The 12872-nt window shown below is 47.8% G+C and carries 9 protein-coding genes and 1 pseudogene; all 10 read left to right on the top strand.

The window, feature by feature from the left end; translation table 11 throughout:
* The first annotated feature begins 2 nt into the window (after window positions 1-2).
* The 10 genes and pseudogenes from DXA20_RS13260 (at window position 3) to DXA20_RS13210 (ending at window position 12854) form a co-directional block, all read left to right on the top strand.
* The gene (locus DXA20_RS13260) at window positions 3-1139 is read left to right on the top strand and encodes an HD-GYP domain-containing protein (RefSeq protein WP_022307166.1); all 1137 of its coding nucleotides are present in this window, start codon (window positions 3-5) and stop codon (window positions 1137-1139) included.
* A 12-nt stretch (window positions 1140-1151) separates the two neighbouring features.
* Window positions 1152-1717: pseudogene (pth, locus tag DXA20_RS13255) on the top strand (aminoacyl-tRNA hydrolase).
* A 45-nt stretch (window positions 1718-1762) separates the two neighbouring features.
* Entirely contained in the window at window positions 1763-5413 is a 3651-nt protein-coding gene (gene mfd / locus DXA20_RS13250) for a transcription-repair coupling factor (protein WP_158577240.1), read from the top strand.
* Window positions 5414-5420: 7 nt separating this feature from the next.
* Entirely contained in the window at window positions 5421-6176 is a 756-nt protein-coding gene (locus DXA20_RS13245) for a SurA N-terminal domain-containing protein (RefSeq protein WP_158577239.1), read from the top strand.
* Window positions 6177-6317: 141 nt separating this feature from the next.
* Window positions 6318-6773: a chemotaxis protein CheX gene (locus DXA20_RS13240; RefSeq protein WP_022307170.1), complete on the top strand. Its 456-nt coding sequence runs from the start codon at window positions 6318-6320 to the stop codon at window positions 6771-6773.
* A 141-nt stretch (window positions 6774-6914) separates the two neighbouring features.
* Window positions 6915-7640, top strand: a complete 726-nt coding sequence (locus tag DXA20_RS13235; protein ID WP_118561428.1) for a TrmH family RNA methyltransferase — start codon at window positions 6915-6917, stop codon at window positions 7638-7640.
* Between the two features lie 95 nt (window positions 7641-7735).
* A complete protein-coding gene (locus DXA20_RS13230) occupies window positions 7736-8860 on the top strand; it encodes a CobW family GTP-binding protein (protein WP_118561426.1) in 1125 nt (374 codons plus the stop codon).
* 108 nt (window positions 8861-8968) lie between these two features.
* A complete protein-coding gene (locus DXA20_RS13225) occupies window positions 8969-9958 on the top strand; it encodes a TIGR03943 family putative permease subunit (protein ID WP_118561424.1) in 990 nt (329 codons plus the stop codon).
* A gap of 344 nt (window positions 9959-10302) precedes the next feature.
* Window positions 10303-12225, top strand: a complete 1923-nt coding sequence (locus DXA20_RS13215) for a hypothetical protein (protein ID WP_118561420.1) — start codon at window positions 10303-10305, stop codon at window positions 12223-12225.
* Between the two features lie 356 nt (window positions 12226-12581).
* On the top strand, window positions 12582-12854 hold the full coding sequence (locus DXA20_RS13210; RefSeq protein ID WP_118561418.1) for a hypothetical protein: 273 nt from the start codon (window positions 12582-12584) through the stop codon (window positions 12852-12854).
* Window positions 12855-12872 lie beyond the last annotated feature (18 nt).

Raw genomic sequence — 12872 nt, 5'->3', positions numbered from 1 at the left:
TTATGAAATTTGTCAAATCAGATGATTTAAAACTGGGAATGCGTCTGGCAAAGCCAATCTACAACAGAGACGGTGTTATGCTGTATGAGCGCAATTCCAAGCTGACCAGACAGGGTATCGTCAGTATCCAGAATTTCGGATTAATCGGGGTGTACATTCTGGAGCCGGCAGAGCCTGTTCCGCCAATGTCACCGGACGACATCGAATTTGAACGCTTTCAGGCAATGGCGATCTTCACGATTCGTGAGATTCTCGATGCCGTCACAAAGCAGCAGGAAGCAAAGGGCATGTATCAGTTTGCCAACCAGATCATCCGCCGCTACGGAAGCCTGAACCATAAGATCAGCTTTGTACAGAATCTGCGGAGCAATGAGGACTATGTATATAAGCATTCCCTCAACACAGCCATTTTGTGTGCGCTGATCTCACACCGGATGGATATGGAGTTTAAGCAGCAGCTCGATATTGTTGTCGCTGCACTCCTGCATGATGTGGGAAGCCTGATGATCCCGGCGCATATCTACCGCAAGCGGAAGAATGAGATCACGCCGGAGGACGAGAAGAAGATCCGCACCTATCACTATGCGGCGATCCAGCTGATCGACAACGATTACGATTTGGATCCGGAGATCAAGCGCTGTGTCAGGGGTGTGATCAATGATCTGCATGATACCGGCAATGACGATGCGACTGCACATCATTCGCTCAATATAGACATATTAAAGACGGCGTATGCATACGATTCCATGACGGCAATGAACTTTGAGGAAGAGCCGACATCCGAGATCGAAGCGGTACGCACACTGCTGAACCCGGATAATGGCTACGATCAGGAGGTCGTTGCCGCACTGATCGAGAGTATCAATATTCTGCAGCCGGGAGTCTGCGTGGAGCTGTCCAATGGGGATAAGGGACTTGTCGTTGCCGGCAATGACAGTGATGTGCTTGCACCGGTGATCCTTTCCTTCCGGGACAATGTTCTGTACAATATGGCAGATCACTATGTGGCACAGCAGATTCAGATCCGGGATATCATGAAGACCATGGACAACCGTTATGTCATCGACAACGATCTGCTGATCAGTTATCACGGCAAACCGGTTCACATGGGGGAGAAACTGACACACAAGAATTTTTAAAGGAAAAAGAACATGTATATTATAGTAGGATTAGGAAATCCCGAGCGCCGCTATGACGGAACCCGCCACAACATCGGGTTTTCTGCGGTGACGGCACTTGCCGATATCTACGGGATTTCCATGGACATGAAAAAGCACCGTGCGGTGTGCGGCAAGGGCGTGATCGAGGGACAGAAGGTCATCCTTGCCATGCCGCAGACATATATGAACTTAAGCGGAGAGAGCGTTCGGGAACTGGTCGATTATTATAAGATCGATCCTGAGGAGGAGCTGATCGTCATTTATGATGACATCAATCTGGCACCCGGCAAGCTACGGATTCGTCCAAAGGGAAGCGCAGGTGGTCACAATGGAATCAAAAACATCATTGCTCATCTGGGAACACAGGTATTTCCGCGTATCCGCATCGCGTCGGTGAGAAGCCGAAGGGCTGGGATCTGGCAGATTATGTGCTGGGACGTTTCTCCAAGGAGGAAGAGCCGGTTGTCAGAGAGGCTCTGGAGAAAGCGGCGAAGGCATGCAGTGAGATCATTACGGAGGATGTCACTTCTGCCATGAACAAATATAACAACAAGTAATCATCCGTAGATTAACAACGGAACAGAACGAGAGGACAATCATCAATGGAAACCCTATGGAAACCTCTGGAGGAGTTAAACGCCTACGGCGGAGCCAGAGAATGCATTGAGCGCGGCAGGATGCCGGTACAGATATCCGGCTGCATCGATGGTCAGAAGAGCCATCTCATCAGCGGTCTGGCACAGTCCAAAAAGTGGACGGTGATCGTAGCTGCCAATGAGAGAAAGGCGAGAGAACTTCTGGCAGATTATCGGATGTACGACAAGGAAGCCGTGTTTTATCCGGCAAAGGATGTCATCTTCTACAGCGCCGATGTACACGGCAATGCAGTGGAGACCGAACGACTAAAGACAATCAAATCACTATTCGATCAAGAGGGCGGCACAGTGATCACCACCATGACGGCGGGGATGGAATATGTGCAGTCCTTATCTGTCTATAAGAAGTCCTGCAGGCGTCTGGAAGAAGGGGGACAGGTTGATCTCGAGGAACTCACCCGCAGCCTGGCGGATATGGGCTATGAGAGACAGGGTCAGGTTGACGGTCCCGGCGAATATTCCATTCGCGGCGGCATTCTGGATATCTATCCGCCGACCGGGGAATGTCCGTACCGTATTGAACTCTGGGGAGACGAGATCGACACGATTCGTTCCTTTGATGTGGAAAGCCAGCGCTCCATTGAGCGCGTATCAGAGCTTGTGATCTTTCCGGCGATGGAGATCATTCTGACGCAGGAACAGATGAGGCAGGGATTTGCAAAGATTGCCAAAGAACAGAAGAAGCTGCAGGAGAAGTTTAAGAAGGCAAAGAACTTCGAAGCCTTCAATCGTCTGGCCGACACGATGAAGGAATGGCGGGAGCGTGTAGAATATACCCGCAGCGGCACCGGTCTGGAAAGTTTTTTATTATACTTTGATTCAGAGGCAGGCTCCTTCTTTAATTTCTTTGATCCGGCGGAGACGTTATTTGTTGTGGATGAGCCGGTGCGATGCCGTGAGGCGATGGAGGCGGTCGAGGCAGAGTTTAGGGAAAGCATGGAAAGCCGTCTGGAAAAGGGACTTTTGCTGCCGGGACAGATGGAGGTTTTATACAGTGCCGAGGCAGTCAGCACGATGCTCAGCCGGAAAAGCACGTTGTATCTGACAATGCTGGACGGACTCCCGAAGGATCTTACCGTACGGGAAAACTATCATCTGCAGTGTCAGGCGATTGCTTCTTACAATAAGCATTTTGAATTGCTGGTCGAGGATATGAAGAAGTGGCGGCAGCAGGGCTATCGTATTCTGATGCTCTGCGGTTCGAGAACGAGAGCAAAACGTCTCGCCAGTGATTTTGGGGAGTACGATCTGCCGGCGTTTTACAGGGAGACGCTCGACAAGCCGCTGCAGCCGGGCGAGATCATGGTAAGCTACGGCAGGCTGTCGAAAGGCTTTTCCTATACACAGCTTCGCTTTGTGGTTGTGACGGAGAGCGATATCTTTGGCGCTAAAAACAGAACGACAAAGAAACGACAAAAGCAGTACAATGGAAAGGTCATTCAGAGCTTTAACGAGCTCAATGTCGGGGATTATGTCATCCATGAGAACCACGGACTCGGCATTTACCGCGGCATCGAGAAGATCAAGGTAGATAATGTTGCAAAGGACTTTGTAAAGATCGAGTACGGTGACGGAGGCAATCTTTATGTGCCGGCTTCATCACTGGATGTTCTTCAGAAATACGCCAGTCAGGATGCCGCCAGAAAGCCAAAGCTTAACAAGTTAAATACCGTCGAATGGAAAAAGACAAAGACGCGAGTCCGCGGAGCCGTAAAGGAGATCGCCAGAGAACTCGTCGAGCTTTATGCGAAGCGGCAGGAGCAGCCCGGTTACCGGTTCAGTCCGGACACTGTCTGGCAGACCGAGTTCGAGGAGATGTTTCCGTATGAGGAGACGGCGGATCAGCTCGATGCGATCGCTGCCACCAAGCGCGATATGGAGAGTGGCAAGGTTATGGATCGCCTGATCTGTGGCGATGTCGGTTACGGTAAGACGGAGGTTGCGATCCGTGCTGCCTTCAAAGCAGTCAACGACAACAAGCAGGTAGCCTTCCTGGTGCCGACCACGATCCTGGCACAGCAGCATTACAATACGATCAGGGAGCGTCTCGGTGATTATCCGATCAATGTGGAAATGATGTCGCGTTTCCGCACACCGAGCCAGCAGAAAAAGACGATCGAGAAGCTCAAACGCGGCGAGGTGGACATTGTGATCGGTACGCACCGCCTGCTGTCCAAGGATGTTGCATTTAAAGATTTAGGTCTTTTAATCGTGGACGAGGAACAGCGCTTCGGCGTCACCCACAAAGAGAAGATCAAGCAGATGAAGGGCGATGTGGATGTCCTCACACTCTCTGCAACACCAATCCCGCGGACACTTCATATGAGTCTCGTCGGGATCCGTGATATGAGCGTACTTGAGGAACCGCCGGTAGACCGGCTTCCGATCCAGACCTTCGTTATGGAGCACAGCAGCGAGATCATCCGCGAGGCGATCAACCGTGAGCTTGTGCGAGGCGGTCAGGTGTATTATGTTTATAACCGTGTACACAACATTGACGAGGTCGCATCGGAGATCTCCGGGCTTGTGCCGGATGCCAACGTGGCATTTGCGCACGGTCAGATGAGCGAACGCGAGCTGGAGCGGATCATGATGGGCTTTATCGAGGGCGAGATCGATGTGCTGATCGCCACCACCATCATTGAGACGGGACTTGATATTTCCAATGTAAATACGATCATCATAGATAATGCCGATCAGATGGGACTTTCCCAGCTTTATCAGCTTCGCGGCCGCGTCGGACGTTCCAACCGGACCGCATATGCCTTCTTAATGTACAAGAAGGACAAGATCCTGCGGGAGGTTGCAGAGAAGCGTCTGGCAGCGATCCGGGAATACACGGATCTTGGCTCCGGCATCAAGGTAGCGATGCGCGATCTCGAGATCCGCGGTGCCGGCAATCTGCTCGGTGCGGCGCAGTCCGGTCATATGGAGGCGGTCGGTTATGAGCTTTATTGTAAAATGCTCAGCGAAGCTGTTCGTACCATGAAGGGAGAGCAGCCGGAAAAGGAAGATTTAGACACAAATATCGATCTGCAGGTTGACGCATTCATTCCGGCATCGTATATTAAGAGTGAATATCAGAAGTTAGATATGTATAAGCGCATCGCTGCTCTGGAGAATGAGGGTGAACGCTCCGACATGGAAGACGAACTGATCGACCGGTTTGGAGACATTCCACATGCGGCGCAGAATCTGCTGCGGATTGCCGTGCTCAAAGCGGCAGCCCATCGCAGCGGAATCTTGCAGATCGCACAGAAACCGGATGGGATCAGGTTCTATATGCAGCCGGATGCCGTGCTTGACGTGGCAAAGATACCGGCAATGATCGAAGCCTTCGAGGGAAAGCTTCGTTATATCTCCGGGAATGACGCCCATTTCCTGTACATTCAGAAAGCACTGGAGACAGGAAAGAGTACGGCGGCAGTGACCGGTCGTACTGCGGCGAAGGAGAAACGTTTACAGGCAGAGAGAATCTTTGCGGCAGCAGAAAGTGTAGTGGAAGCAATCGCCGGAGTCGGCGGTGGCGAAAGGGGAACGAAAGGAACAGGCTTTGCCGCGGCAGAGCCGGCAGACGCATCAAATGCGAAGAAATGAGGGTAATATGATACAGAGAAAACAATGGATGTCAATCCTGTGCATCGCCATGGCAGTGATGGTATTATTCACCGGCTGCGGCAAAAAGAAAACATCAAAGCTGGAGAAGTGCGATATTTCTTCCGGTACCGTTGTCATGATGGTCGGGGATTATCAGGTACGCTACAGTGAAGTCATGGCATACTGCTACTTCCTGAAGTGTCAGTATGAGGACAGCTTCGGCAAGGAGCTCTGGAACTACAAGCTCAGTGAAAATGAAACAATCGGCGATCAGGCAAAGCAGGAGATCGTCAATATGATTACGCAGCTTAAGGTCATTTCCGGCGTGGCACAGGAGCAAGAGGTCAGCCTGTCTGCGGACGAGCAGGACGAGGCGCTTCGCCAGGCGGAAAGCCTTGTGCAGAATGCGACGGCAGCCGACAAGAAGACATATTCCCTTTCCGTACAGAAGATCAGCGAGATCTATCAGGAGAACTTTCTTGCCGAGAAGATGTTTTATGTGGCAACCGATGATGCGGACACCAACGTATCCGATGAGGAGGCACGGCAGGCAATCCTTGATGAGAAAGCAAAGACGGCGTCCGGTGCGGCAATTGGCACAGAGGAGGATGAGACTGCGATCACGCAGGATATGATCAGTCAGCAGAAAGAGGTCATCATTCAGCAGCGTCAGTCAGACATGTTTGTTAAGAAATATAACCAGTGGCTGCAGGACAAGAAGGTTGATATCAATCAGAGTTTCTGGAATGATTTTTCCCTCTAGGAGAATGTCATTCCGGATCGTTTTGAAGGTGCAGCGTGCGGAGAAATTGTCTGCGGGAAAGGCTGTTTACAGCCGGGAGCAGATTTGTTATACTGAAAGTTAGGACAAAGAAAGCATAGGGACGAAAGAGAGGAATGTCAAATGGTGAAAGCAGAGCATGTTAATCCATTTATCTTATCCGTATGTAAGGTGGTCAAGGATGTGTGTATGATGGATCTGACCATCGGTAAGCCGGACGTGAAGAAGGAGGAGTATCCGGAGGATGCCTCTATCATTGAGCTTGGACTGGTCGGAGCACTGCAGGGCAAGGTGATCCTGAATATGGAGCATCCTACGGCATTGGAAATCATATCCAAAATGATGATGCAGCCGGTTGACACGATCGATGAGATCGGTCAGAGCGCGATCTCCGAGCTTGGTAATATGATCGCAGGCAACGCAGCGACCGTATTTGCCAGCAACAACATTCTGATCGACATCACGCCGCCGGATTATTATGAGGGAGGCCGGTATCAGGGCGAGGGGTGCCAGATGTTAAGCATTCCGTTCCGTTCGGATGCGGGAGCCATCTCGGTGGACATTTTTATAGCAGAATAACAGAACTGTCTGCGTACAGATCTGACACAGCATGTCAGTATTGCCGCGGCAGGATGATACAGGGATACAGCCGGCAGCAGATGCATGTCGGTTTTCTTCCGTTTCATAAGAGATAATAACAGATAAGAAAAGAGGATAAACATGGCAGGATTTAAACGATACCGCAAGGACGATCCGGTTTCGTATTCCCTCGGGATTACGTTGACTTTTGAACTCCTTCGTTACAAGACAGAATATGTCAATAAGGTCTACGTCCACTCTGCAATGAAGGAGGGAGAAACCTACGACAAGCTTCGCCGGATATGCGGGGAGGCAGGCATCCCGATCCAGCAGACGGACAAGATCTTTCATGTTCTTTCCAAGAAAGAAAACTGCTATGTGATCGGAGAGTTTCGCAAGTTTGAGGATGTGCTTGATCCCAGGGCATCCCACATTGTACTTGTCAATCCGTCCAATGCGGGCAACATGGGAACGATCATGCGAAGTGCACTTGGTTTTGAACTTAATCAGATGGCGATCATCCGCCCGGCAGTTGATGCGTTTGATCCGAAGGTGGTCCGCGCATCCATGGGAGCGATCTTCTCCACACAATTTCAGTATTTCGACAGCTTCGACGAATATCTGGAGCAGTTCGGGGAGAGAGAATTATATCCGTTTATGCTGCAGGCAAAGATCACTTTGCCGGAGATTAGTCCATCCGGAACATACTCGTTGATCTTTGGCAACGAGGCAACAGGACTTCCGAGAGAATTTCTCGATATCGGAACCTCTGTGATCATTCCGCATTCCGACCGGATCGACAGTCTCAATCTGCCAATTGCTGCAAGTATCGCCATGTATGCGGCACACAGTGCAGCCCGCCGGTAGGTGTTGACAACAAATGTATAATATATTATAGAAGAAAAGCAGTCCGGCATTTGCACAGTGAAGTGCCGATTCAATAAAAGAAATGGAGGATTATCATGGCAAAGATAGACATTATTTCAGGATTTTTAGGAGCAGGAAAGACCACACTGATCAAGAAGCTGATCGCGGAAGCATTTCCGGGCGAGAAGCTGGTACTCATAGAGAATGAATTTGGAGAGATCGGAATCGACGGCGGTTTCTTAAAGGAAGCCGGCATCCAGATCACCGAGATGAACTCTGGATGTATTTGCTGTTCTCTGGTAGGAGACTTCGGCGCCGCCTTAAAGGAAGTGCTTGAGAAGTATTCTCCGGATCGTGTTATCATTGAGCCGTCCGGTGTTGGTAAGCTTTCCGATGTCATCAAGGCAGTACAGAATATCGGTGATGGTGTAGTGATCAACAGCACCGCAGTCGTTGTTGATGCACAGAAATGCAAAATGTATATGAAGAATTACGGGGAGTTTTATAACAACCAGATCGAATATGCCGGCACAGTTATCTTAAGTCGTACCCAGAAGGTATCCGATGACAAACTTGACACCTGTGTCAAGATGATCCGCGAGAAGAACGATGAGGCATCCATCATCACAACACCATGGGATGATATTAACGGCAAGAATATTCTTGAGGCAATGGAGAAGGTAAACTCTCTCGAGAAGGAGCTTATGGAGGAGCATGAGCACCATCATCATGACGGAGAATGCTGCTGTGGACACCATCATGACCACGACGAACATCATCATGATCATGACGGAGAATGTGGCTGTGGACACCATCACGATCACGAGGAACATGAACATCACCATGACCATGACGGAGAATGTGGCTGCGGTCATCACCATGACCATCACGATGGCGAGTGTGGCTGCGGACATCATCACGACCATGAGGGACATCATCATGCAGACGATGTGTTTACAAGCTGGGGCGTAGAAACAGCGCATAAGTTTACAAAGGACGAGCTGAAAGAGATCCTTGACAAGCTTGCAAAGGGCGGCGAGTACGGAGAAGTGCTTCGTGCCAAGGGTATCGTTACTCCTGCAGAGGGCGAGTGGTTCCACTTTGACCTGGTACCGGAGGAGACAGAGCTTCGCCGCGGCGCGGCTGATTATACCGGACGTATCTGTGTGATCGGTGCAAACCTGAACGAAGACAAGCTTAAAGAACTCTTCCACGTATAAAAGCTGCTTGACTAAGAAGAATAGAACGATGCAGATGCCGCAGAGCAGCACGATATGTGAAGCGTGAAAGATACACAGTGCATTTCATTGCGGCAGGTCATCTGCGGAATGGAGATTAATATGTTTGGAAAACAGAAACAGGAGATGATGGTATATGTCATCATGGGCTTTCTGGAGGCAGGAAAGACAAGCCTGATCAGAGACCTTCTGGTGGACGAGCTGTTTGATGACAAATCAAAAACACTGATCCTTGTATGTGAGGAAGGCGAGGAGGAATATCCGCAGGCATTGTTGGATCAGACACATGCGGCTTGTGAATACATTGAGGACGAAGAATCTTTCAATGGCAAAGTGATCGAGAAGTTCCTTAAAAAGCACCGCCCGGACCGCATCATTATCGAGTACAACGGAATGTGGCCGACCGTGCATATTCCGGAAATGTATGATTCTCTGGAGGAAATCTGCTTTGACAGAGAAGTATATTTCCAGACCATCGATGTGGTAAATGACGAAACATTCTTATTATATACCCGAAATATGCCGTCCATGATGGTAGAGCATTATAAGGTGTCCGAGATGGTCATCGTTAACCGCTGTACCGTGGAGAATACCAACAAGAATGCGATCCGCGGAAGCGTCAAGGCAGTCAATCCGCGTGCACAGATCGTGTATGAGTCAGAGGACGATGCCTTCTATGAGATGAAGGACGAGATGCCGTTCGATGTCAATGCGGACGTGATCGACATCAAAGAGGATGACTTCGGTCTCTGGTATGTCGATATGATCGATCATCAGTCCATATATGATGGCAAGACACTGCATCTGACCGGACGGATACAGAAGGCAAAAGGACTGGAAGCAGGTTATGTAATATTTGGACGCCATGCAATGACCTGCTGTGCCGATGATGTGCAGTTTATTGGTTTCCTTTGTAAAGCAGATGACTGGTCCGGTTTTGCTAATGGCAGCTATGTCACGATCACGGCAAGACTCGAATTTAAGTTCCGCAAAGAGTACGGAGAAGAGGGACCTGTATTCTATGCCGAAGAGGTTACAGCCGCTCAGAAACCGAAAGAAGAACTTGTATATTTCAATTAGAATAGTCATTTATTGCGCTGTGTTCGCCTGCAGGATGGACGCAGCGCTTTTTAGTAAATTTTTCTTGTGCAAAATATCCTATAAAAATAAAGGAAATGAAATAAAATTATGGAAAAAGTACAAAATATTTCAAAAATGTGGCGTTATTGGACATAAAATACAAAAATGACCGATTCGGATTGGTAAATTTGTATATATCTTATTTGTTGAAAAGTTGATATTATATTATGCGTAATGGAAGTGGTATAGCTGTCGGCAGTTGCGGATGCCGAAGGTTATGTTCACTTCTTAAAAATCAAACATACCCAAAACGATATTGGGGGAAATTTTAAGGAGGAAAAGAAATGAAGTTAACAAAAGGAATGAAGAAAGCTCTTTCCTTGCTTCTGTCTGCTGCTATGGTAGTGACAGGAGTAAACGTAACTACAAACGCAGCAAGTGCTGAAGATGCAGCTCCATCATTCACATGGACAAATACCAACACAAATAGCTGGGACAATGAATCAGTTGATGTTAAATTGGTAAATGGTGATGGTGAGTACACAGCAGAGTTTAAGACAGCTAAGGGTGCTACAGGTCTTAGAAATCTGGGATATGTAGAGACGAATGCTGATTCTACACTTAAGATTACTGTTAAATCTGTAATCGTTAATGGTACTGAGTTCGAGACAAACAAAGTCATTGAAATTACATCTGATACCAAGAATGGTATGGCTAACATCTGGGATGGTAAGTCTCCAAAAAATGTTCTGTATACAAATGGTGACAAGGATCTCTATTGCAGCGCAGATGAGATTTCTTACCGTGAGAACGGAGAGGCTAAGAAGATTGAGACTCTTTCATATGTATTTGATGTAACTAACACTGGTTACACACCTGTAGAGTCTACAGAGCCATCTAAGAATCCGGCTACAGAGACACCGGCTGTAACAGAACCTGCTAAGGTTACAACAACACCGGCTGTAACAGCAGAGCCAACTGTAGAGCCGACAGAAGCACCTACAGATCCTCCTGCAAAGCCTGCACCGGCTGATCTTGACAAGGGTCATCAGGCATACCTGATGTTCACAGATGATAACTATGGTTGGGGTTGCTGGAATGAGAACAAGGGTGAAGATGCCGTTGTAACCGGAAACGGTACATACACAGTATCTATCAATAAGTCTGATTTCAAGTCTACCGATGTAGCAAACGCTGCTAAGGGTGCTAAGGTATTCTGCGTAGATATTCTTGGACTTTGCACATCTGATAAGATGGATGCATCTAAGGCTGCTATCTCCAACGTAATCATCAAGTGTGATGGTAAGGAGTTCAAGGCTGACGAGTCTAAGATGTACGAAGGTCTTATTGAGAAGGATAAAGGAAACTATCGTCTCGAGATCCGCAATGAGTGGGGATGGGGCAATGGCGACTTTGCTACAAAGGATGAGTTCGATCCTAACAGCGAGTTCGGCTTCGAGGAGTCTCTTTCTGTAACATTTACTGTAACTGGTATCCAGGAAGGTAAGACACCTGAGAAGGCATTTTTGACAACAGATGCAGAGGGCAATGAAGTATCTGTAGTATCTGCAGTAGGCGTTAGAGCAGCTGAGGCAGCTAAGATCACTCCGGCTCCTAAGGCTACAGCTACAGCTCCTGTTGCTAAGACAGCAACACCTGCAGGCGTTAAGACAGCTACTCCTGCAGCAGTTTCTACAAAGTCTGTACTTGGTACAAGCAAGCTTACAACTGCTAAGAAGATGGTAGTAGTAGCTCCTGGCAAGTCTGTAAAGGTTGCATTCAAGGCTACAGCAGCTAAGAATACATCCGGTGCAGCAATCGTTAAGGCTACAACAGCTTCTAAGAAGGTTGCAACTGTAAAGGTTAAGGGTAAGAAGGTAACAATTAAGGTTCCTAAGAAGGCTGTAAAGGGTGCTTCTACAACAGTTACTCTGAAGTCTACAAAGGCAAATGGTAAGGCTATCTCTGCTAAGATCAAGGTTTATGTCCGCAACTCAGCCAAGAAGGTTAAAGCAGCTAAGAAGGCTATCACCGTTAAGAAGGGTAAGACAGCTAAGTTAGTTATCAAGGCATCTAAGGTTCAGAATAAGAAGAAAGCTTTCGTTGATACAATCACCGTTAAGGGCAAAGTTCTTAAGCTGACAAACGTTAAGTATGCTAAGGGTAAAGCAACTCTTACTCTGAAGGGTGCTAAGAAGGCTAAGAAGAAAGCCGTTACTATTAAGGTTGGTAGCAAGAAGGTTAAAGTTAAAGCTACTGTAAAATAATAGTTCACTTCTATTACAAATAAAAGAGCTTTCAAAAGGAAAGGGGATGCCCGTCGGGTGTCCTCTTTTTCTGTTCTGTAAACTGTACCGGATCCCTCTTAATGCTGTCGGATTACTGACTAAGACTTCCCATACCTCAAATTGATGTATGGAGTCTTAGTTACTGAATAAAGCGATTTTACTGATGAAGCGAATATTTCTTTGTGTGATGTCCGGTGAAGGCGGAGGTAGTGATAATAGAGCTGGGGGCGATAACGTATCATCCATCCCTAATTGCTCGGGAGGAAAATTCGCTGCATTTGCAAAAATTAACAGAAAGTTTACGAATTATCTGCCGGGAGATTTTCCCCATTTGATTGTGGAATCAAAAAAAATCAGAATTATTTTTCTACAATTCAGGAAATAAAATAGAAAATCGTGTCGATTCATCAAGGAAACCGCAAATTTTTATGTGCCGTAAAGCCAGTGTTTATGCGGGTTTCGGTAAAAACAAGAAAAAAAACGAAAAAACTTTCAAAAAAGTGTTGACAAGTATGGTAAGCGTGATAATATATATCTCGCTGACGCAGAAAAGAGTCAGTCAGAAACAAGCGGGAACGCTTGAGAGAAGCTTGATAATTGAACAGTAAAACAACCCTGAAAATTCT

This window comes from Roseburia sp. AM59-24XD (assembly GCF_003478445.1).
GTDB lineage: Bacteria > Bacillota > Clostridia > Lachnospirales > Lachnospiraceae > Jutongia.
Note: the sequence above shows the minus strand (reverse complement) of the source record. Positions and strands in the feature narration are given on the sequence as shown.